General features: G+C 70.5%; 20 protein-coding genes. 12 read left to right on the top strand and 8 right to left on the bottom strand.

From position 1 onward, the window contains the following. The first annotated feature begins 116 nt into the window (after positions 1-116). From ABD269_RS10105 to ABD269_RS10075, 7 genes are all read left to right on the top strand, one after another. Positions 117-641 (top strand): GNAT family N-acetyltransferase, encoded by a 525-nt coding sequence (locus ABD269_RS10105; RefSeq protein ID WP_344117434.1) that lies wholly within the window; start codon positions 117-119, stop codon positions 639-641. Positions 642-782: 141 nt separating this feature from the next. Next, on the top strand, positions 783-1,076 hold the full coding sequence (locus ABD269_RS10100; protein ID WP_344117433.1) for a hypothetical protein: 294 nt from the start codon (positions 783-785) through the stop codon (positions 1,074-1,076). Then, on the top strand, positions 1,045-1,575 hold the full coding sequence (locus ABD269_RS10095; protein WP_344117432.1) for a DUF6879 family protein: 531 nt from the start codon (positions 1,045-1,047) through the stop codon (positions 1,573-1,575). Before ABD269_RS10100 ends, ABD269_RS10095 begins: the two co-directional genes overlap by 32 nt. Before the next feature lie 24 nt (positions 1,576-1,599). Next, positions 1,600-2,451 (top strand): helix-turn-helix domain-containing protein, encoded by an 852-nt coding sequence (locus tag ABD269_RS10090; protein ID WP_344117431.1) that lies wholly within the window; start codon positions 1,600-1,602, stop codon positions 2,449-2,451. A gap of 60 nt (positions 2,452-2,511) precedes the next feature. Next, positions 2,512-2,790, top strand: coding sequence for a hypothetical protein (locus tag ABD269_RS10085; protein ID WP_344117430.1), 279 nt, complete (start codon positions 2,512-2,514; stop codon positions 2,788-2,790). 309 nt (positions 2,791-3,099) lie between these two features. Continuing rightward, positions 3,100-4,023, top strand: coding sequence for a radical SAM/SPASM domain-containing protein (locus tag ABD269_RS10080; RefSeq protein WP_344117429.1), 924 nt, complete (start codon positions 3,100-3,102; stop codon positions 4,021-4,023). Positions 4,024-4,043: 20 nt separating this feature from the next. Then, the gene (locus ABD269_RS10075) at positions 4,044-4,850 is read left to right on the top strand and encodes a protein kinase (RefSeq protein ID WP_344117428.1); all 807 of its coding nucleotides are present in this window, start codon (positions 4,044-4,046) and stop codon (positions 4,848-4,850) included. Between the two features lie 178 nt (positions 4,851-5,028). Here ABD269_RS10075 and ABD269_RS10070 read toward each other — a convergent pair whose 3' ends face one another. Further along, the gene (locus ABD269_RS10070; protein ID WP_344117427.1) at positions 5,029-5,448 is read right to left on the bottom strand and encodes a hypothetical protein; all 420 of its coding nucleotides are present in this window, start codon (positions 5,446-5,448) and stop codon (positions 5,029-5,031) included. Between the two features lie 444 nt (positions 5,449-5,892). Between ABD269_RS10070 and ABD269_RS10065 the strand changes: the two genes are divergently transcribed. Both ABD269_RS10065 and ABD269_RS10060 read left to right on the top strand, forming a co-directional pair. Beyond that, positions 5,893-6,945 carry an NAD(P)-dependent alcohol dehydrogenase gene (locus ABD269_RS10065; protein WP_344117426.1) on the top strand — a complete coding sequence of 351 codons (1,053 nt, stop codon included), beginning with the start codon at positions 5,893-5,895 and terminating at the stop codon, positions 6,943-6,945. Between the two features lie 182 nt (positions 6,946-7,127). Beyond that, entirely contained in the window at positions 7,128-7,907 is a 780-nt protein-coding gene (locus tag ABD269_RS10060) for a VOC family protein (protein ID WP_344117424.1), read from the top strand. Between the two features lie 53 nt (positions 7,908-7,960). Here ABD269_RS10060 and ABD269_RS10055 read toward each other — a convergent pair whose 3' ends face one another. Together ABD269_RS10055 and ABD269_RS10050 are read right to left on the bottom strand one after the other, a co-directional pair. Then, the gene (locus ABD269_RS10055) at positions 7,961-8,596 is read right to left on the bottom strand and encodes a 50S ribosomal protein L25/general stress protein Ctc (protein WP_301890015.1); all 636 of its coding nucleotides are present in this window, start codon (positions 8,594-8,596) and stop codon (positions 7,961-7,963) included. A gap of 230 nt (positions 8,597-8,826) precedes the next feature. Then, entirely contained in the window at positions 8,827-9,192 is a 366-nt protein-coding gene (locus tag ABD269_RS10050; protein ID WP_344117422.1) for a hypothetical protein, read from the bottom strand. A 184-nt stretch (positions 9,193-9,376) separates the two neighbouring features. Between ABD269_RS10050 and ABD269_RS10045 the strand changes: the two genes are divergently transcribed. Beyond that, the gene (locus ABD269_RS10045; protein ID WP_344117421.1) at positions 9,377-11,500 is read left to right on the top strand and encodes a type 1 glutamine amidotransferase family protein; all 2,124 of its coding nucleotides are present in this window, start codon (positions 9,377-9,379) and stop codon (positions 11,498-11,500) included. 3 nt (positions 11,501-11,503) lie between these two features. On the opposite strand, the gene ABD269_RS10040 is transcribed toward ABD269_RS10045, so the two are convergent. Further along, positions 11,504-12,541, bottom strand: coding sequence for a hypothetical protein (locus ABD269_RS10040; RefSeq protein ID WP_344117420.1), 1,038 nt, complete (start codon positions 12,539-12,541; stop codon positions 11,504-11,506). 293 nt (positions 12,542-12,834) lie between these two features. Here ABD269_RS10040 and ABD269_RS10035 point away from each other — a divergent pair, with 293 nt between their 5' ends. Further along, on the top strand, positions 12,835-14,064 hold the full coding sequence (locus tag ABD269_RS10035; RefSeq protein WP_301890011.1) for a cytochrome P450: 1,230 nt from the start codon (positions 12,835-12,837) through the stop codon (positions 14,062-14,064). A gap of 34 nt (positions 14,065-14,098) precedes the next feature. Here the strand turns inward: ABD269_RS10035 and ABD269_RS10030 are convergent, their stop codons facing one another. The 3 genes from ABD269_RS10030 to lanL all read right to left on the bottom strand — a co-directional run bounded on the left by ABD269_RS10030 (position 14,099) and on the right by lanL (position 18,135). Further along, complete coding sequence (locus ABD269_RS10030) at positions 14,099-15,319, bottom strand: lanthionine synthetase C family protein (protein WP_344117419.1); 1,221 nt, start codon at positions 15,317-15,319, stop codon at positions 14,099-14,101. A gap of 66 nt (positions 15,320-15,385) precedes the next feature. Further along, positions 15,386-15,517 (bottom strand): hypothetical protein, encoded by a 132-nt coding sequence (locus ABD269_RS10025; RefSeq protein ID WP_275898570.1) that lies wholly within the window; start codon positions 15,515-15,517, stop codon positions 15,386-15,388. Between the two features lie 50 nt (positions 15,518-15,567). After that, positions 15,568-18,135, bottom strand: a complete 2,568-nt coding sequence (lanL, locus tag ABD269_RS10020; protein ID WP_425572866.1) for a class IV lanthionine synthetase LanL — start codon at positions 18,133-18,135, stop codon at positions 15,568-15,570. A gap of 249 nt (positions 18,136-18,384) precedes the next feature. Here lanL and ABD269_RS10015 point away from each other — a divergent pair, with 249 nt between their 5' ends. Further along, positions 18,385-19,269, top strand: coding sequence for a trypsin-like serine peptidase (locus ABD269_RS10015; RefSeq protein WP_344117417.1), 885 nt, complete (start codon positions 18,385-18,387; stop codon positions 19,267-19,269). A gap of 22 nt (positions 19,270-19,291) precedes the next feature. On the opposite strand, the gene ABD269_RS10010 is transcribed toward ABD269_RS10015, so the two are convergent. Continuing rightward, the gene (locus ABD269_RS10010; RefSeq protein ID WP_344117416.1) at positions 19,292-20,245 is read right to left on the bottom strand and encodes a threonine/serine dehydratase; all 954 of its coding nucleotides are present in this window, start codon (positions 20,243-20,245) and stop codon (positions 19,292-19,294) included. Positions 20,246-20,280 lie beyond the last annotated feature (35 nt).

The following is a 20,280-nucleotide window of genomic DNA, read 5'->3' as shown; positions in this document are numbered from 1 at the left end:
GTGTTTGGCGCGACTGTCAGGCGAAGGGCAGCCGCTCGACAAGAGGATTTCGGTCTTCGTACGTCCAGGTCAGTCCCCCTATGGGCGGGCAAGGAACGGACTGGCACGATTGCCGGATGAACTTAACCCACGGCCTCACACCGGTCACTGTGCGGGAAGCGGACCACGGTCTCCGGCCCGTAGTGGAACGGCTGGCTCAGCTCGAACGGCACGACCTGTCGGAGTTTCGCGGATACGTACCGGGGCCTGATGGGGCGTTCGCATTCGACCAGCTCCCGTCGTTCTTCACAGACCCGGACCGTCGCGCCTACCTGATCCACCACGGGCCAACCCTCGCCGGCTTCACGCTGACCTACCGGCTCCCCGACCACACGGCGTCCATCTACTCATTTTTCATCGCCCGCGCGCTGCGCAGGCAAGGTATCGGGCAGCGGGCTGCCGAGGAACTGTTCCGCGTCTGGCCTGGGCCATGGTCCATCTGCTTCCAAGAGGTGAACAAAGGGGCAGCCCGGTTCTGGAGACGGGTGGCCTCAGCGGCTGCCGGATCGGCATGGCGGGAGGAACAGCGGCCGGTTCCACCGCCGTTCCCCGGGGGCATGCCCCCGGACACGTGGCTACTCCTTGATACGACGAAGGCGTGATCAGCAAAATGCAGGGTGAGCCAGACAGCCACAACAAGATCTTCATCGGCCCGCCAATAGCCCCCATGTGGGAGTTTGGCAAGGGCGTGTTGACCTCGTTGCACGCCCCCTTGACGTGCCCCTGGCGCTAGGACGATCGTCATGCAACTGATCGCAACGGGCTCGACACAGGAGGCAGTTATGGCACTACTGTTCATCGGGATCGACCCCAACACCACCGGGGACAAGTGCCCGGCGGCCTGGGTGGACGTTGACGTGAAACCCGAACCGGACATCCTCTTCCAAGGCTGGCTGGCCGACGAGAAGACACTGGCCGAGTGCCTGAAGAACAGCACCAACCCCGACAACGAAGCGGTCATCCGGATGCCATACCGGATGATCGACATCATCAGGAAGGCGTGCGATGCCGCAGAGGAAGCAGCAGCCAAGCTTTAAGGAACTGCTGAGCACGGCCAAGTACTCTGCGGTGCACCTGGAGATGCGGGACTCGTACGCCGTGGACTACGAGGAGTCCGGGTTCGCGGCCTGGAAGGCCGGCCACCGTCTCAACCCTGACGACCGCGGGTCGTGGTGGCGCCCCTGGTGTGACGTCGCCTCACAGGCCGTGGCGCGAGGCATCGCGATGCGGAGGGCTCGGATCGTGTCCGAGCCGGTGAGCGAGTACATCAAGTTCGAGCATTCGGAAACGTTCACCAACGTCGCAGCGGGCGAACAAGTCAGGTGGCTGCCGCGCCGCCAGGCGTCGGACCTCGCGCTTCCCGGAAACGACTTCTGGGTCTTCGATGACCACCTCGTCCGCTTCCACATCTTCAACGGTGACGGAGGAGACGAAGGGGAAGAACTCACCGAAGACCCTGATGTCATCCGACTGTGCCGGCACGCCTTCAACTCGGTGTGGGCGCGTGGCATCCCGCATGAGGAGTACAAGGTCTAACGCGCGACAACGGACAGCCAGGCCATGCCTACCATCCCCTCGTCCAGTGCTCAGGCAGCACGTGAAGCCTTGGCAGGTCGGCTCAAGGAGATCAGGCGGGACGCGGGACTCACCGGGGGTGATCTGGCTGTCCGCTGCGGCTGGCACAAAGCCAAATCGAGCCGCATCGAGAACGCCAAGACGACACCCTCTGATGCCGACATTCGAGCGTGGTGTGCCGCCTGCGGCGCTGACGACCAGGCGGCGGACATTATCGCGGCCAACCGCGCCGTCGAGTCCATGTACGTCCAGTGGCGACGAGTCCACAAGCAGAAGACGCTACGGCATCTCCAAGAGGGGCTTGTCCCGCTATACGAGCGCACTAAACTCCACCGCGTTTACAGTTCAGACGTTATCCCCGGCCTTCTTCAGACCGAGGGCTACGTGACAGCGGCTCTTGCGTCGGTCGCTTGGCTCCGGGACCTCCCAGACGACATCCCCGAGGCGGTAGCAGCTCGTCTTGCACGGGCACGTGTTCTCCGCGAAGGTGACCACCGATTCGTCATGGTCATCGAAGAGAACGTCCTTCGGCACCAGATGGGCGACGAGGAGACCATGGCCGGACAGCTCGGGCATCTGCTGTCGGTGATGTCTCTGCCCTCCGTCAGCCTGGGCATCATCCCCTTCAAGAGCCGACGGCTCCTCTGGCCCGTGGAGACGTTCAACGTCTACGACGACGAACAGGTTAGCGTCGAGCTGCTGACCGCCAGCGTCACCGTGACTGCCCCGGGCGAGGTTCGCGACTATCTCAAGCTCTTCGCCGAGTTGCAGAAACGAGCCGTCTACGGCGCTCAGGCACGGTCGCTGATCGCCGCCGCGATCGAAGCCCTCGGGTGAGATCTGCAACTCACTGCAATTTTCTGGCACTTGGCGACCCAGCGTCCCTACCGTCTCCGCATGACCACGGACACCGAAGCAGCCGCACAACAAGCCGACGTCTTCATGGAGGGCAAGAAGAAGGCCGATGACGTCGCCTTCATGCTCGGGCAGGTGCTCAAACTTATGGGCATCGACGTGGGTGATCCGGACTCCTGGCCTCAGCTGATGGGGCGCGCCTCGCTCAGTGGCGAGCCGTCCGTCTTCCTGGGGAGTGTCCCGCTGCCCACGGCCAAGAAGATCGCGAACGCGTTGGTCTACGCCGAGTCGGCACGACGGTCGCAGGACACGCAGACCTGATGATCACGGCAGCGAAGAAGGCGTGCCAGCACGAGACGCGAGAGGTTGGGCACGGGTACGTGCGCTGCCTCGACTGCGGGAAGGTCCGCCGGCTGGGACCGGTGGTACACGCGAAGCGCACGTTCGGAGCGGTCGCCTGGATCACCTTCGTGACCGGTGTTGCTCTGATCTGCGGCGGGGTGATTGCCCTCGCTGTTTCGGGGGGTCTGTAGGGCTGCGAACTCCGGCCCGGTCGTCCTCGTGGCCGTCGATGGCCGGGCGGGTCAGCAAGTGCACCTGATCCACTTCACCGAGTGAAAGGGCACGAGCATGACGACAGCGTTACCCGCCGAGCGGACCACCACTTACCTGTGGATGGACTTCACGCGGAAGTGCCAGCTCGAATGTGTGCAGTGCTACAACTCTTCCGGGCCTGACGGCGACCGCGGCACGATGACCCGGGACGACTGGTTCACGGTCTTGGATCAGGCGGCCAAGGTGGGCGTCGAGAACGTCACCTTCATCGGCGGAGAGCCGACCATGTACCCCCACGCGATCGAGATCGCAGACCGTGCGCTGGCACTCGGCATCAGGGTAGAGGCCTACAGCAACTTGGTTCACCTGTCCGACGCATGGTGGACGCTGCTCCAGCGCGAGGGAATGTCCCTCGCTACGTCGTACTACTCGGACAAGGCCGCGGAGCACAACAAGATCACCCGTCGCCCGAGTCACGCCCGGACCCGCTCCAACATCGTCAAGGCGGTCGAACGCGGTGTCCCGATCCGCGTCGGAATCGTTGGAGACAACGAGCAGATCATCGAGGCGGCGAAAGCCGACTTGGAGTCGATCGGCGTCACCCAGATCGGAACCGACCACATCCGACAGTTCGGACGGGCCTCCTGCGGCCAGACACCGGACGCGTCCAACCTGTGTGGCGGGTGTGGTGACGGCAGGGCCTCGATCGACCCGACCGGCACGGTCTCCCCGTGCGTCTTCTCCACCTGGAAGGGTGTCGGCAACGTCCGCGAAGACTCGCTGGCCTCTATCCTGAGCGGCCCCGCGCTGTCCGAGGCCGTTGACTCCTTCCGAAAGGTCTGGGGGTGGGGGAAGGACAAAGACAAGGACAAAGACGGCGGCCAGAACAAACCGTGCGGTCCCGACTGCGTCCCGAAGAACCCGTGCGACCCGAGGTGCGAGCCGAACGCTGCGTGCTATCCGGGTACGCCGCCCAGTACGTGCCGACCGAAGAACTGACGTAACTGAGGGGAACCGGCGTGACTGATCTGCCTGACGCCCACTTCCGAGCACTGATCCACCCGTACACCGGGGAAGTCTCCACGGTGGAGATCCCGGACCATGGGTACAGCTCGGACTTCGCTGCGATCATCAACAGTGAGAAGGGGCAGTTTTTCGTCAAGGCTATGTTCAACGAGCCGGGGGGACGGCGGGACTCGATCATCCGGGAACGGGAGATCAATCCCTACGTGACGCCGCTGTCTCCTGCGTTGATGTGGAGCGTTGACGGGGACGACGCCGGGTGGATCATCCTCGGATTCGAGGTCATCGAGGAGCGCGGCCTTGACTTCGAGCCCGACTCGCCGGATCTACCCCTCGCCGTGGATCTCCTCAACCGGGCGGTGGCTCTGGAACTGCCCGACGTCGCGCGGGGCTGGACGGAAGACCGGTGGGACGCCTACGTGGGCAGTAAAGAGGAGCTGGCGTTCCTCCGTGGTGACGCCCTGCTGCACACCGACATCAACCCGGACAACTTGACGGTAGGGGACGCGGGCTCGTGGATCATCGACTGGGCATGGCCCACACGCGGGCCCGCCTTCATCGACCCGGCCTGTTTCGTCGTGCAACTGATCGCAGCCGGCCACAGCCCCGAATCCGCGGAAGGGTGGGCGTCCCGCTGTACCGCCTGGGCGGACGCGAACTCCAAAGCGATCGACGTGTTCGCCGGGGCCTATCTGCGGATGCTTCGTGCTATCGCCAACCGACGTCCTGATGAGGCGTGGTTGAAGGCCATGGCCGAAGCCGCTCAGGCATGGGTGGATCACCGAGGTGTCTCCACCAGCTGAGGTGCTGGGGCCCCAACTCGTCAGCCCCGCCTGCGCGCTTCTCCCCCGAGGCGTGCGGGCGGGGAAGGAGCGCAGCGTAGGCGCGCACCCTGCCCTAGTAGGCCCGGCTGGTCGTCGGTGCTGAGCACGGCGGTGGAGGCGGTTCGAGTCCGCCCGCCCTGCGAGAATTTCGGAGGGATTACGCATCCCATCCAGGAATCTTTTCCGTCCATGCAGCTTTGTACATTCTGCCGTGGTTAATGGTTGATGCTGGCTTCACCCGATGATGAATGTCGGGAACCTTAATTGATCGGCTAGCACGGACCCACACGGACGCCCCTTCCGTGACGCCCTTAACGCCGCTGGGGATGTAAGCGGGGAGCGCGTCACCGTTACAGAGCTTGACTTTGGCGATGTGGCGTGGCTCGCCGTTTTCCATGGCGTACAGTGCCTCGATCTTGATTACAATGCCTTGCCGCGTAGCCCTGTACTTAGTGTGCTTTCGGCGCCCATCTTCGAAATTGACCTTATTTTTCCGAAGGTTTCCTTGCTTAAACTTTCGCTTAAGCGCCCGCATTGTGTGCTCTGCATCGCTTTCACGGATCATTACGATGACCATCTGATGCCCTTCCGGATGCGCGTCTGTGCTGCCTCTTGGAGACTCCACGGTCATACACTCGGCCACAAGTGCGCTTAGCCCACACGGGGTAAGCGAAACGATCCCTCACCCGCCGATTGGAGGTGATCCCCCCAAGTCCCGAAGGCCCCGCCCCCCTTGCTCGGTACCCGGGTGCCCTGGCCGCTGGGGTCGTGAGGCAGAGCGCGGGGGCTGCATCGCCCCTACCGCACCTGGGCGACTGACGCGGCGCTCGGGTTGGTCTTCCTGCTGGTCAGGCCGTGGATACCAAGTTGACAGAACTCCTCAGTTCGGTGCGCTGGTCCATGACTCCCAGTATGCGGGGGCCCTGCGCAGGCCAGGGTGGTACTGCCAGTGGTAGGCACGGCGAACGTAGGTTAAGCGGAGTGCTGGTTAGCGGATCCGGGCGGCTTCATGCTCGTGAGCATGAAGCACACCACTGTTCCCGCATACGCCGCAGCCAGCCCGAAGGCCCCGCTGGAGCGCACCACGATCACGCGCCGCGAGCCGGGCGAGCACGACGTCCTCATCGAGATCAAGTACGCGGGCATCTGCCACTCCGACATCCACACGGCGCGTGCCGAGTGGGGCGAGGGCACCTTCCCGGTCGTCCCCGGCCACGAGATCGCGGGTGTGGTGACCGCGGTCGGTACGGGTGTCACGAAGTACGCGCTCGGCGACCGCGTGGGCGTCGGCTGTTTCGTGGACTCCTGCCGCGAGTGCGACAACTGCAAGGCCGGTCTTCAGCAGTACTGCACCGGTGCGTCCGGCATGACCGGCACGTACGGGGCGACGGGCCGTGACGGCGAGATCACGTACGGCGGCTACTCCACGCACATCGTCGTCGACGAGAACTACGTGCTGCGCATCCCCGACAGCATCCCGCTGGACGCGGCGGCACCGCTGCTGTGCGCCGGGATCACCCTCTACTCGCCGCTCGCCCACTGGCAGGCCGGGCCCGGCAAGAAGGTCGCCGTCGTGGGCCTGGGCGGCCTCGGCCACATGGGCGTGAAGATCGCGCACGCGATGGGCGCGGAGGTCACCGTGCTCAGCCAGTCGCTGCGCAAGAAGGACGACGGCGAGCGGCTGGGCGCCGACCACTTCCACGCGACGTCCGACCCGGCCACCTTCGCGTCGCTGGCGGGCACCTTCGACCTGATCGTCAACACGGTCTCCGCCGACCTCGACCTCGGCGCCTACCTCTCCCTGCTGAAGACCGACGGCACGCTGGTGCAGGTGGGCGCCCCGGAGAAGCCGCTGCCGCTGGCCGCGTTCGCCCTCCTCCAGGGCCGCAGGTCCCTCGCCGGTTCGATGTTCGGCGGCATCCCGGAGACCCAGGAGATGCTGGACTTCTGCGGTGAGCACGGCCTGGGCGCCGACATCGAGGTGATCAGCGCCGACCGGATCAACGAGGCGTACGAGCGGGTGCTCGCCAGCGACGTCCGGTACCGCTTCGTGATCGACGCCGCGACGATCTGAGGCGCGTCCTCGGCGGACCCCCGGCCGCCCTCGCGTGACTCCGCGCGCCGGGGGCGCGGTGCGGCCGGGCACCGCGCGATTGTCAGTGGCCGGTGCCAGACTGAAAGGCGGCCGGGGACGAGCGTTCTCCGCGTCCGCGGCGACCGGGCCCCGGCGACGATCCGTCGAAGGAGCACACCACCATGCTCACCACTGACTTCGTGACCGGCGCGCCCAACTGGCTCGATCTCGGCAGCCCGGACACCGCGGCGTCCGCCGCCTTCTACGGCCCGGTGTTCAGCTGGGACTTCGCGTCGGCGGGGCCGGATGCCGGGGGTTACGGCTTCTTCCAGAAGGACGGCAAAACCGTCGCGGCCCTCGGACCCCTCACCGAGGAGGGCGCGTCACCGGCCTGGACCGTGTATTTCCAGACCCCCGACGCAGATGCCACCGCCAAGGCCGTCGAGCAGGGCGGCGGCACGGTGCGCGTCGCACCGTTCGACGTGATGGAAGCGGGGCGGATGGCCTGTCTCACCGACCCGTCCGGTGCCGAGTTCTCCGTGTGGCAGCCCGCCGCGGTCAAGGGCCTGGAGGCCGCCTCGGAGGGCAACACCCTGTGCTGGGCGGAGCTGCACTCCGCCGACCCGACGGCCGCCTTCGCCTTCTACCGCTCGCTGTTCGGCTGGCGGAGCCAGGAGATGGAGGCCGGGGGGATGGCGTACACCGTGCTCTCCACGGCGGAGGGCGACCAGCAGGACGCGTCCTTCGGCGGCCTCGTGGCCGCGGACGAGGACAGCGAGACGCGCTGGATCCCTTATTTCTCGGCCGACGACACCGACGCGATCGTCACCGGGGTGCAGGAGCACGGCGGCTCGGTCCTGATGCCCGCGGCGGATGTGCCGGACGTCGGCCGGATCGCCTGGCTCGCCGATCCCTTCGGGGCGCCGTTCGCCGTCATCAAGCCCAACCCGCCCGCGGCCTGACGGCGGCTGCCGGTGTGTGGTCCCCGGCGGGGAAACCACACACCGGCAGGGCGTCAGCTCTCCTCCGCCTCGCCTTCGCCCTCGGCCGCGCCCTCCGCCGCGGCGGCGCCCTCCTCGGCCTCCTCCTCTTCTTCCTCTGCCGGCTCCTCGGCCTGCGCCGCGACCACCTGGAGGACGGCGTCCTCCCCGTCGATGGCCAGGGAGGTGCCGCGCGGCAGCGGGATGTCCTTGGCACGGATGGTGTGCCCGGCCTCCATGCCCTCGATGGAGATGGTGAACCCCTCGGGGATGTGGGTGGCCTCGGCCTCCACCGGCAGGGCGTTGAGGATGTGTTCGAGGAGGTTGCCGCCGGGGGCGAGCTCGCCCTCGGTGTGCACCGGCACTTCGACGGTGACCTTCTCGCCCTTCTTCACGGTGAGGAGGTCGACGTGGACGAGGAAGCCACGGAGCGCCTCGCGCTGCACGGCCTTGGGGATGACCAGTTCCTTCTTGCCCGCGACGTCCAGGTTGATCAGCACGTTCGGCGTCTTCAGGGCCATCATCAGCGCGTGGCCGTCGATCGCCACGTGTTTGGGGTCGGCGCCGTGGCCGTAGACGACCGCCGGGACCTTGTTGTCGCGGCGGATGCGACGGGCATAGCCCTTGCCGAATTCGGTACGCAGCTCGGCGGTCAGCTTTACCTCGGCCATGACTGCACTCCTCGTGTTCAGACTGTCGGTACCTGTCGAGTGGCCGTCACCCGGGCCACGACAGACCTGGTACGAGGGGTGCGCCGATGACGGATCGCCGCACCCCATGAGTACGGCCTCCCTCGCCGAGCAACTCCGGGAGTTTATCCAGCGCGAGGGGGACGACTCTCCGCCACTGCTCCGTACGGCCCAGCACCCGCCCCGATCGTGCGGGTTTCCCGCCGCGGCCGTTACCTCGGCCCCGCCCCGCGCGGCGGGGCCCCGTCACGGTGATTCAGTGGGCGCAGCACGCGCGCGTCCGGTAAGGACTCCGTGCAGGGCCCGCACAGCGCGGCCAGGCGCCACACCCGTCCCGCCTCGCTGTGCGTGATCACCCGGTGGACGGCCTCGGCCCGGCACACGCACCGCGCCCCCGCCGGTGCCGCCTCCAACCGCCGCCCGTGCCAGGCGAGATGCCCGGCCGCGGCCGTCCGCGCGGCCGAGGGCGCGGGCAGCGGCACGGGGTCCGGCCGGCAGCCCGGCTCGGAGCAGTGCAGTTCCATGCGCCCCGGTGCCGGATAGCGATCGGAAACAATGGTCACTGTCCACAGCTGCACCACAACTCGCTCCTGGGGTCGGGGACACACGGCCACCACTCCAGGGTGCGGTGCGGCGTGCATATACGGAATCCACCCGCCGCGACTGAGGCGATCGGGCAGACTTTGCGGGCACCGTGCAGACACCGTCGCGCAGACGAGGGGAAGTCCTATGAGCGGAATGCGAAGATTCAGCCGCAGAGGCATGTTACGGGCGGGCCTGGGGGCGGGTGCCACCGCGCTGGCAGCAGGGCTGACACCCCGGCTCCCCGGCCCGTTCGAGCTGTACGAGAGTCCCGCCTGGGCGGCGTCCGCGGCCCGCCAGGGGGCGTCCGGGGCCTTTCCGGAGTGGAGCCGCTTCGCGCGGCTGGCGGACGGCACCTTCGACGAGGACGCCGACCCCACCCGTGACATGAAGCCCGTGATCGCGGCGCTGAAGTCGCAGAACGTCAACGCCATCGAGCTCGACACCATCATGTCGAACTGGATCACCGAGGCGGACTTCACCCAGCACCTCGGGAAGATCAAGAGCTTTGTGGAGCTGGCGCACGCCGCCGGGATCCGCGTGGTCATGTACTACCCCTCGCTGGAGATCATCAGCGTCGGCGGCGAGAAGGGCCGTTCGTTCTACAAGAACGGTGACGGCAAGTCCTGGGTGCAGCGCGGCCTCGACGGCAAGCCCAACGTCTTCTACGGCAGCCTCGTGGTCTGGGTCGACCCGGGCGACGAGAGCTGCTGGGTCAGCCCCAACTCCCCCTGGCGGGACTTCTACCTGGGCCGGATCAAGGCGCTCGCGGGGACGGGTCTGGACGCGGTGTGGCCGGACGTGCCGATCTACTTCGACGGCGCGATCAGCTGGTGCGACACCTCGACGTGGGCGGCGGACGCGTTCCGCGCCGACACCGGCCTCGCGCTGCCCACCAAGGCCGACTTCGGCAGCCTCCCGTTCCGCCGCTACGTCGAGTGGCGGCACCGCAATCTCCTGCAGTGGCAGCTGGACATCGCCGCCGCCGGACGGTCCGTCAACCCGGACCTGGTGACGTTCGTCGAGACCGTGAGCATGGACTACCAGTACGCCACGCTGGTCGGTCTCGACGGAGCCTATCTGCGGAAGGCGGAGGGCGTCAGCCATGTGTGGGAGGTGGACATCCTCGGCAACTACGACGGGATGCGCCACGCGACCGCCACCGACTGGACGTGCCTGATCTCGATGTACAAATACGCCCGCGCCGCCAGCGGCACCAAGCCGGCCTGGGCGTTCTCCTACGGCTGGCAGGCCGACGACGCGTCGCTGGTGATGGCCGAACTGCTGGCCGCGGGCTGCAATCCGTACGAGGTGAAGAGCCCGTTCAAGAACGACACCACCGACGCGGCGATGCGCACCCGGATGTACGCCTTCGTGGCCGCCAACCAGGAGAAGCTGTACAACTCCGCTTCCACGGCGGCCGTCGGCGTCTACCACTCCTCCGCCTCGCGGGACTTCGTCAGCCCCGCCGTCGGCACGGGGATGTATGTGAACACCCGGAAGCCGTCCGGGGTCAAGGAGTGGTGGGCCTCCGGCAGCGCGGAGGAGAGCTGCACCAACCAGCAGTGGCTGGGCGAGTTCCGCGGCACGGTGAAGGCGCTGGTGTTCGCGCACATCCCCTTCGACACGGTGACCAGTCCGGGCCTGGCGGCCGCCGATCTGGCGGGCCTGCGCGTGCTGATGCTGCCGAACCTCCAGGCCGTGTCGGACGCCGAGGCGGGCGTGCTGCGCGACTTCGTGGCGGGCGGCGGCACGGTGGTGATCACCGGTCCGGCACCCACCGCCCTCGACGAGCTCGGCTCGGCGCGGAGCGAGTACGCCCTCGCCGACGTGCTCGGCTTCCGCAAGGCGGACCCGCTGCCCACGACCAAGCAGAACCGTTTCGGTTCGGGCACCTGCTGGTATGTGCAGAAGCTCGTCGGCAAGAGCTACCTCGCCTCGACCGACCAGGCGAGCGCCGATCAGCTGCTCGGGCCGGTCACGGCCGCGGCACCGCCGGAGGTGACGCTCTCCGGTGACCGGCGGATCCATCTGGAGGTGCGCGGGCTCGGCGCCGACACCGTCGTCCAGCTGGTGAACTTCACCGGCTTCGGCGACACCCCGGCCGCGTTCAAGACGGCGCCCACCAGCTGCACGGTCTCGCTCGCGCTCCCCGCGGGCCGGCGGGTGCTGGCCGCCACGGTGAGCTCGCCGGACGGCCCCTCCCCCGCGCCGCAGCCGGTCGACTGGCGGCTCGTCGGGAACACGGCGAACGTGACGCTGACGGTGAATCAGTACGCGCTGCTGACCGTCACCACCGGCTGAGCCTCACGGCTTCGCCTGCCCGGGGACGGGGATCCGCCACAGCGACGTGGGCCGGTCCTCGTCCCCCGAGCGGGCCTCGAAGGCGATCCAGCGCCCGTCCGGCGACCAGCTGGGCGCGCCGTCGTAGCCACCGCCGCTCCTCGTCACGCGGGTGGGCCTGCCCCCGTCCGCCGGGATCACGAAGATCTGCGGGGTGTCGAGCCCGCCCGCGGTGGAGGAGAAGACCACGGACCGGCCGTCGGGCGACCAGCTGGGGTCGGTGTGTTCGCCGGGGCCGTCGGTGAGCCGGTGCAGCCCGGTGCCGTCGGCGTTCATCACATACAGCGCCCAGTTCTCGCTGTCCGCCGCGCGCCGCTGGAAGACCAGCCGGTCGCCCTTCGGCGACCAGTTGGGCTGGCGGTTGTCCGTACGGGTGGCGGGGCCGTCCAGGAGGCGGGTGGGCTCGCTGCCGTCGCGCCGGACCTTCCAGAGGGAGCCGAGGGCCGAGGGGTCGTCGTCGCTCTCCTTCGCGGCGTTCTCCTTCTCGACGCTCTCCTGGAAGACGATCCAGGAGCCGTCCGGCGAGAAGCTGGGCTCCAAATAGCCGGTGTCACCGTGGTGTTCGGTCACCCGGGTGGGCCGGTGACCGCCCGGGGGCAGCACCCACACCTCGTCCCGGCCCGCGCGGTCGGAGGCGAACGCGACCCCGGCGGAGGGGTGCCAGCTGGAGCCCGGGAGGTTGACGGCGGCCCGGTCGCTCTCGTCGAGCAGCGTCCCGGGCCGCTCCGGCGCTCCGTTCTTCAGCGGCAGCACCCGCAGGGCGGCGGCCCCTTCGTTGTAGCCGTCGTGGAAGAGGGTGAAGAGGACGGACTTCCCGTCGGGCGAGAACGCGGGATTCTGGGCACTGGTCCGCCCCTGCCCCCGGTAGAGCAGCTGGGCGCCGTCGCCGCGGGCCGCACGGCCGTCGGACGGGGCGGGCGGGCGCGGCGATTGCCCGCCGGATCCGCACGCGGTGAGCACGAGAGCGGCCAGGAACGCGACAACTGCCAGGCGACTGCGCACCGCACCGACCCTAGTGGGTCGCTCGCACTGGTGGGCGGGAATCGGCGTTCCGGGGGACCGCGTTCCAGGGGCGCGCCCCTCTTCGCGTACACGGACCGCATGCCGCACTCCACAGACGTCGTCGCCATGTGTAATCACCCGGACACCCTGGGTAGGCTCCCGGGCGTCGCGCCACCCCGCCCCCCTCAACTCCCATCGCACCCAGGGTCGTCCAGCGCAAGGAACGAGCCACGCTCCTCGACACCGAGAGCCTGCCAGCGGCCCCTGTCCACCCTTGTCCGAGGAGGCTCGCTGTGACCACCGACCGGACCGCCGCCCCGCCCGGGATCTTCACCCCGGCCTTCTTCCAGGACGCCCACCCCGTCTTCGACACCCTGCGCTCCCGTGCGCCCGCCACCCTGGTGACGGGGGTGAGCGGCACCCGCCTGTGGCTGATTCCCCGTTACGAGGAGGCCCGCAAACTGCTCTCCTCCCCCGCGGTCCGCAAGGACGACTGGAAGCGCCCCGACCTGAGGGAGCAGCACCTCGTCCGGACCGAGCGGCGCCGCGAGATGAGCACCCGGATCCGGGCCAATATGATCAACACCGATCCGCCGGAGCACCAGCGGCTGCGCCAGGGCACCCAGCAGGCGCTCAGCCGGGGCCGGATCGAGTCCCTGCGCCCGCGCATCGACCTCTTCGCGGACGAGACGCTCGGCGCGCTCGCCGCCGCCGAGGACTTGGGGCCGGTCGAGTTCCGCGCCCGGGTCGCCTACCCCTTCACCGTCGCCGTGGTCTCCGAGCTCCTCGGCCTGCGCGAGGACGAACAGCCCGGATTCCCCGCCTGGTTCGACACCCTGATGTGCCGGCGCGGCACCGAGAACGTACGGCAGACCTCGCTGATCCTCGCCGACTTCAGCGAGCGGCTCGACCACCGCAGGCGCGCGCACCCCGCCCGGGGCCTGCTGTCCACCCTGGGCTCGAAGCCGGAGAGGCGGCGGCCGCTCAGCCGCACCGAGCTCGCCTCGACCGCGTTCCTGCTGCTGATCGCGGGGATCGAGACGGCCAACGCCATCGCCAACGGGATGTTCGCGCTGCTGAGCCACCCCGAGCAGTACGAGGCGCTGCGCGCGGACCGGTCGCTGCTCACCGGCGCCATCGAGGAGTGCCTGCGCCACGACGGGCCGTTCCGCGCGGTCGGCCCGCGCTACACCGCCGAGCGCGTGGACCTGGAGGACGGGGTGTCCATCCCCGCCGGGGAGTTCCTGCTGATCGCCGTCTCCGCGGCCAACCGCGATCCGCGCCGCTTCCCCGACCCGCACCGCTTCGACATCACCCGCACCGATCATCAGCACCTGGCCATGGGGCACGGCGCGCACCGCTGCGTGGGGGCGCTGCTCGCCTATACGGAGATGGAGATCCTCTTCGACAAGCTGCTGGACCGCTTTCCTCGGTTGCGGCTCGCGGTGCCTGCGCCGGAGATCCGCCGTCGGCCGAGCATGACGATGAACTGGCTCCAAGATCTGCCGGTCCTGCTGCGGTGAGGGGGTGGGGCCGGGGGACGAATCCCGGGGAGGGCTACGCCAGCAGCAAGGCCCGGTCCCACACCGGCTCCACATCCGTCGCCGCCGCGAGCAGCGCGAGCACCACCCCGGCGGCACCGTCCAGAAACCCGGGCCCCGCGCTCGGAAGCACCGCCCGGCACCCCAGAAGCCGCCCCGCAGACCCCGCCGCCGCTCGGCGCAGCTCCGCATCCCCCGTGTCCCGTACAAAGCGCGCGGTGACGTGGAGCAATCCGGCCGTCCCGTGGCACAGCCCCACCGCGACCTCGGCGTCCGGCCGCGCCGCGAGGCGCCGGTGCGCGGCCAGCAGGGCCCGTACGGCGAGGTCGCGCAGGGACGCGTCCTGGAGCGCCGTTCCCGCCAGCCACAGTGCTCGCGCGATGCCGGGTCCTCCGTAGCACCACGTCGCCGGGGCGCGCCCCTCCGCGGCGGGGCGACCGTCCGGCCCCACCCGGCACGGCCAGTGCGGCCCGCACTCGTCGTCGGTCCGGCCGGAGACCAGCCGGGCGGCGAGCCGCTCGACGGCTTCCCGCTGACCGGGCACGGTGACGCCGACGGAGATGGCAGCCGACAGCAGGGCGAGCGGCCCGGAGATTCCGTGTGCCATGCCGAAGTTGAGCACTCCGCTCGGGAACAGGGCTCGTGTGGCGGGGTCGGTAATGTGCTCGGCGGGGGTCCAGCAGTGCGGCGTGCCGTCCCGCTCGCCGCTCAGCGCCACCAGCCCGGCGAGCACGGTGTGCAGTGCGGCGCGGGAGGCCGGTTCGTGGTGCCGGCACAGGAGGTACGCTCCGGTGCCGGTGAGCCCGGAGATCAGGTCGAAGGCGCGGACGGGCACGCCGTGGGGCGTGTCACCAAGTGCCTTGATCCGTAAGGATGTCGACCTCAGCACCTCGTCGTGCACCCCGGGAAGCAGGTCCGCTCCGGGCCGGGCGAGCGTCCAGGCGGCGAAGGCGATGCCGCCGAGCCCGCCGTGGAGCCCCGGGGAGGCCGGGCCCTTCCGCTCGGCGCCGCGGACCGCCGCGGCGAGGTAGCCGCCGGCCATGGCGCCCCATCCCCGCCCCGGCAGGCAGCGGTCCAACTGATGGTAGGCCAGGGCGAGTCCGGGCCCGCCGGCGGCGAGGTCGGGGCGCACCCTACGGGGTACAGGGCGCGGCCGTCCGGCGAGGGCGGCGGCGAGGCCGAGGGCCGCGTCCGCCGTCGTCCCGCGCAGCACCGCCGTCCAACGGGCGTCGGCCACGGCACCTCCTCTGCCGGATCGGTTGGTTCCGGGTGGCGCGCGGCCACCCGGAACCGGTCGGCACGGTCAGGACGGGCGACAGCGCGGCGGATCCGTGCACTGGCCGCTGGTGTGGTCGGTGTCGCAGCACATCATCGGCTCCAGCTCGCGCTCGTCCGTCTCCGGCAGCTCCTGGAGCTGAAGTACCTCGTTCTCCATCGCTCTCACCTCCTTCCGGGGCTCCTTTCCCTTCGCGGCGGGCCGGTCCGTCAGTGGCCGCAGTCGACCAGCCAGGACCGGGGGCCGCCGTGCTTGAGGCGCAGGAGGAAGTCGAGGGCGCCGGACATTCCGACGTTGTAGCTCGCGCAGACCTCGCGCAGGGTGTCGTCGGGGACGACCAGCCGGCCGTCGCGTTCCGCGGCCCTTGAATACAGGCAGTTCGCGGCCTCCGCCGCCCAGGTGCGGTAGCGCTCCTCCCCCGTCGCCCCGGCGAGGTCGAGCAGCAGCTCGGCGTTGCCCGCGACGCCGTGGCAGGTGCCGGGGCCGACCCGCCAGCGGTCGCGGTGGGCCGCGACGGCCGCCAGCTCGGCGTACGTACGGAAGCGCGCGTCCCCTGTCGCCTGCCACAGCCGGACCAGGAACGTCCCCACGCCGGAGGTCCCGTTGCACCAGAAGTCGAGGCCGGTGCGGTCGGTGCGGCCCGGCCCCTTGGGCCAGTGCGCGGCGTCGCCGTGGCGTTCGGCGACGGCGCACAGGGCATGGCCGCCGCCGACCGCGATGTCGACGAGTTCGGGGCGGGCCAGGTCCCGTCCGGCGGCGAGCAGGAAGGTGGCGTTCCCGGCGATGCCGTGCCCGAAGCCGTAGAACGCGGAACCGGCGAGTTCGGCGCGGTGTCCGGGACCCGCGGCCCAGTCCACCCCGCGGTCCGCGTGCGCGGTCAGCCGGAGCAGCCCGTCCGCGCACTCCGAGGCGCGTTCCGCGAACCGCCGGTCCCCGGTCGTGTGCCACAGGTGCAGCTGTGCCAGGCCCGCGCCCGCGAGGCCGTGGCAGATGTCGGGGTTGTGCCAGTCGAGGGGGATCCGCAGGGCGTACTCCCGCGCGCGCTCGGCCAGGAGGGTGTCGCCCAGGGTGCGGGCGGCGTCGTGGAGGGCCCATACGGCGCCGGAGCGGCCGAAGTAGAGGCCGGGCAGGATCCGGCTGGGCAGGGTGAGCCGTTCGTCGAGCCACTGCGCCGTGGTGCGCAGCAGGGGTTCGGCGGGCATCTCGCCGGTGCGGACGGCCCGGTCGAGCACGGCCAGCACCCCGGCGGCGCCGAGTTGGACGTTGCAGGGGTCGCCGTGCGGCAGGGAGCGCGGCCCGGGCCAGAGGTACTCGCCGGAGGGTTCCACGGTGGCCGCCAGGTGGGCGAGTCCGTCGCCGACGAGCCGGTCGGCGCGGCGGGGCGTCAGCGCGGGTCCGGCGGTCACGGGCCGTACGACGGGGTCGGCGCGCAGGAAGGCCGCGGCCTTCTCCAGGGGCCAGCGGGAGGGACCGTCCGCGGTGAGGCCGAGGACGAGGGGGGCGAGCGCCCGGAGCGCGGGGAAGGCGGGGGCTGCCGCGTCGACGAGGGCCGCGAGGCGGTCGCCGGCGGTGCGGCCGGGTGGTGTGTCGGGGGCGAGCACGGGGCTGATGCCGGTGGTGGCGTGGAGCAGGGTGGCGCCCAGGCTGTACCAGTCCGCTTCGGGGCCGGGGGCGGGCGGCGGGGTGTCGCTGTCGCGGCCGGGCCCTTCGAGGTATTCGGGTGCGGTGAAGCCGTGGGTGCCCGCGACGTACGCCGTGGCGTCGGTGCGGACCGCGCATTCGAGGTCGACGAGGACGGGGGCGCCGTCGGGTCCGATGACGACGTTGCCCGGTTTGAAGTCGCGGAGGACGAAGCCCGCCGTGTGCACCTCGCCCATCAGACGGGTGAGCCGGCGCGCGAGCTCCCATGCCGTGGGAACCGGCAGGCGGCCGCTGTCGCGCCACGAGTGCTCCGCGGCCCACTGCTGGAGGCTCTTGCCGTCGATCAGGTCCTCGACGAGGAAGACGTGCCCACCCGCCTCGAACACCTCGCGCACGGCCGGGGTGACGCGGTGCGGGGCGAGCCGGGCCAGGACGGTGGCCTCGTATCCGAGCCAGTCCCGCGCGTCCTTGCCGTCGAGGCCGGCGCCGATGTGCGGGCGTGCCTCCTTGAGCAGGACGTCCTCACCGGTCCGCCGGTCGTGCGCGCGGTAGACACCGCCGCGGTTGGAGTGCCGGACGGCTTCCCTGACGAGGTAGCGGCCGGCGAGCAGGACGGGCCCGCCGCGCGGGCGGCCGGGTGTGGCCGGCGCGGGCGGGTCGAAGGGTGGCACGGCCCAAGGGGGCGGTTCGAACCAGGGGTTACGGGTGTCGGTGACGAAGGTGCCGTCGGGGGCCTGCAGCCGCCCTTCGTAGAAGCCCTCGTCGCCCAGTTCGTGGGGCCGGGCGAAGCAGCCGAAGCGGTAGTGGACGAGGCTGCCCGGCCGGTAGCACCGGTCCGAGAGGATCGTGGGCCCGGCGAGGCCGAGGGTGGCGCGGTGGAGTTCCTCGGCGAGCGCGCGCAGTTGGTCGTCGTCGGCGGGGTAGGCGGTGAGGAACTTGCCCGACTGTGCCCGGGAGGCGCGGACGGAGGTGAGTTCGGCGGCGACCCGGGGCGAGACGGCGAACTTGAAGGCGCATCCGTGCGCCACCAGGACCGGAGCCGCGCGTTCCAGGACGTGGGGCGCGGACGCGGGCGTCGCCGACAGGTGCAGCTTCCAGCCCTGCGAACGGCGGTCGTGGTGCGGTGGGGTGACCATGCACCAGGTCGCGCCGTCCCGGAGGGTCCAGTCGGGGCCCTTGTCCCGCAGAGCCCGCAGAGTGATCGACTGATAGCTCAGTGCCACGGCACTGATGATGACACCGCCAGGGGCCGTTAGCGAGGGGCCGGCCCGGCCGGTTGGCAGGCAGGCGCGCATCCCTTCCGGCCCGGTGGCGCACGCCGGGGAACCCCGTCGGCTGACGGACCGTCTCCCAGCGCGACAGACCCGATCATTCCGAGGAGAACCATGCGCGCTTCGAAACCGCTCGGGCGGCTGTCCGCCGTCGCCCTCGCCTGCGCCGTAGCCCTGGGCGCGGCACCGTCCCCGGCGACGGCGGCCGCACCGGCCACGGCCGAGGTGACGTACACGGCGAAGGAGCGTCAGGAGGTGCTGGCCTACTGGACGGCCGCGCGGATGTGGAAGGTCAGCGAGAGCGTGGACCTGGGGCCGACCGGGCCGCTGACCAAGGAGTGGAAGGGCGCGCCGGTGAAGACGGTCGGCCGCCTCTTCTTCGTCAACGCCAATGGCGACGACACCTGGTGCACGGCCACGGCGGTCAGGAGCGGCAACCGCTCGGTCGTGCTGGCCGCCGGTCACTGCGTACGGCGCGGCGCCTCACCCGCCAACACCCATATGGATCTGGTCTTCGTGCCCGGCTACGCGAAGAGCGCGCAGACGCCCCACGGCGTCTTTCCCGTACGGGCCACGGTCACCCCCGCATCGTGGGCGCAGGACGCGCGCACGGACGTCGCGGCGCTGACCGTCGACCCGGTCGGGGGCAAGCGGCTGACGGATGCGGTGGGCGGTCAGCAGGTGGCATTCGACCGCGAGCCGGGCGGGCAGGTGACCGCGTTCGGCTATCCGGCGACGCGCCCGCAGCGTGGTGAGCAACTGCTCTCCTGCACGGGCCCGGCGACGGCCGCCCCGGATGACGAGCTGCGGATGCCCTGCGACATGACGGGCGGGGCCAGCGGCGGCCCGTGGCTGGCGGACTTCGACGCGAAGTCGGGCCTGGGCACGCTGGTTTCGGTCAACAGCCACGGGGACGCGCTGGAGCACAGCACCGCCATGTTCGGCCCCGTGCTGGGTGCGGCGGCGCGCGCGGTCCACGATCGGGCGCAGCGGCTCTGACGCCCGCTCACCCGGAGCCCGTCTACCGGGGGTCCACCAGGTCACCGGGGTCGGTGTTCGCCCCGCACAGCACCACCGCGACCTTCTCCCCCTCGGCCGGTGCGTAGGCGGGCGCGGGGCCCGAGAGCGCCGCGAGCGCCGTCGCCGCCGCGTGTTCGACCGCGAGGCGGCGGTCGTCCCACAGGGACCGGCGCGCGTCGACGATCGCGGCGTCCGGCACCAGGACCGAGGTGACGCCGTCGTCCTGCGCGGCTGCGAGTGCCGTCTCGGAGGCGCGCCGGGCGCCGAGGGCGTCCGCGGCGACGGAGTCGACCGGCACTTCGGTGACCCGCCCGGCCTCCAGGGCGGCGTGCAGGGCGCGGCAGTTCTCGGGCTCGACGGCGACGGTCCGCACCCCGTGGTGCCGGGCGGCCGTGGCGACCCCGGCGAACAGCCCGCCGCCGCCCACCGCGACGACGACGGTGTCGAGGCCGGGCACCCGCTCCACGATCTCCTCCAGCAGGGTGCCGGCCCCGGCGGCGATCAGCGGATGGTCGTAGGCGTGGCTCGCGAGGGCTCCCGTGGCGGCCGCGAACTCCTCGCAGGCGGCCAGGGCTTCGGCGTACTCGGTGCCGACGAGCCGGACGTCCGCGCCGTAGCCGCGGAGCCTGGCGACCTTGACGTGCGGGGCGGTGGCGGGGAGGAAGACCGTCGCCCGGACGCCCTGCCGCCGGGCGGCCCAGGCGCAGGCCAGCCCGGCGTTGCCGCCGGAGGCGATGGTGACGCCCGCGGCGGGCAGGGTGCCGGCCTCGCGGTGGGCGGCGAGGAAGTTGTGCGCGCCGCGCGCCTTGAAGGACCCGGTGTGCTGCATGAACTCCATGGCAAGCCACAGCTCGTACGCCCCGGTGGGGTCCGCCGGGGCGAGGGTGACGGGCCGGACGTGCCCGGTGGTCCGCCCGGTCGCCTGCTGGATGTCGTCGTAGGTGAGGCGGTGCACTGGGAAGTCCCCCTTGAATCGCGTGCCGGCCGTCG

Source organism: Streptomyces blastmyceticus, from assembly GCF_039521185.1.
Lineage (GTDB): Bacteria > Actinomycetota > Actinomycetes > Streptomycetales > Streptomycetaceae > Streptomyces > Streptomyces blastmyceticus.
Note: the sequence above shows the minus strand (reverse complement) of the source record. Positions and strands in the feature narration are given on the sequence as shown.

Coding starts and splice junctions, on each gene's coding strand:
- ABD269_RS10105 (WP_344117434.1), top strand. CDS start 117: ATGAACTTAACCCACGGCCTCACACCGGTCACTGTGCGGGAAGCGGAC.
- ABD269_RS10100 (WP_344117433.1), top strand. CDS start 783: ATGCAACTGATCGCAACGGGCTCGACACAGGAGGCAGTTATGGCACTA.
- ABD269_RS10095 (WP_344117432.1), top strand. CDS start 1,045: ATGCCGCAGAGGAAGCAGCAGCCAAGCTTTAAGGAACTGCTGAGCACG.
- ABD269_RS10090 (WP_344117431.1), top strand. CDS start 1,600: ATGCCTACCATCCCCTCGTCCAGTGCTCAGGCAGCACGTGAAGCCTTG.
- ABD269_RS10085 (WP_344117430.1), top strand. CDS start 2,512: ATGACCACGGACACCGAAGCAGCCGCACAACAAGCCGACGTCTTCATG.
- ABD269_RS10080 (WP_344117429.1), top strand. CDS start 3,100: ATGACGACAGCGTTACCCGCCGAGCGGACCACCACTTACCTGTGGATG.
- ABD269_RS10070 (WP_344117427.1), bottom strand. CDS start 5,448: ATGGTCATCGTAATGATCCGTGAAAGCGATGCAGAGCACACAATGCGG.
- ABD269_RS10065 (WP_344117426.1), top strand. CDS start 5,893: ATGAAGCACACCACTGTTCCCGCATACGCCGCAGCCAGCCCGAAGGCC.
- ABD269_RS10060 (WP_344117424.1), top strand. CDS start 7,128: ATGCTCACCACTGACTTCGTGACCGGCGCGCCCAACTGGCTCGATCTC.
- ABD269_RS10055 (WP_301890015.1), bottom strand. CDS start 8,596: ATGGCCGAGGTAAAGCTGACCGCCGAGCTGCGTACCGAATTCGGCAAG.
- ABD269_RS10045 (WP_344117421.1), top strand. CDS start 9,377: ATGTTACGGGCGGGCCTGGGGGCGGGTGCCACCGCGCTGGCAGCAGGG.
- ABD269_RS10025 (WP_275898570.1), bottom strand. CDS start 15,517: ATGGAGAACGAGGTACTTCAGCTCCAGGAGCTGCCGGAGACGGACGAG.
- lanL (WP_425572866.1), bottom strand. CDS start 18,135: ATGGTCACCCCACCGCACCACGACCGCCGTTCGCAGGGCTGGAAGCTG.
- ABD269_RS10015 (WP_344117417.1), top strand. CDS start 18,385: ATGCGCGCTTCGAAACCGCTCGGGCGGCTGTCCGCCGTCGCCCTCGCC.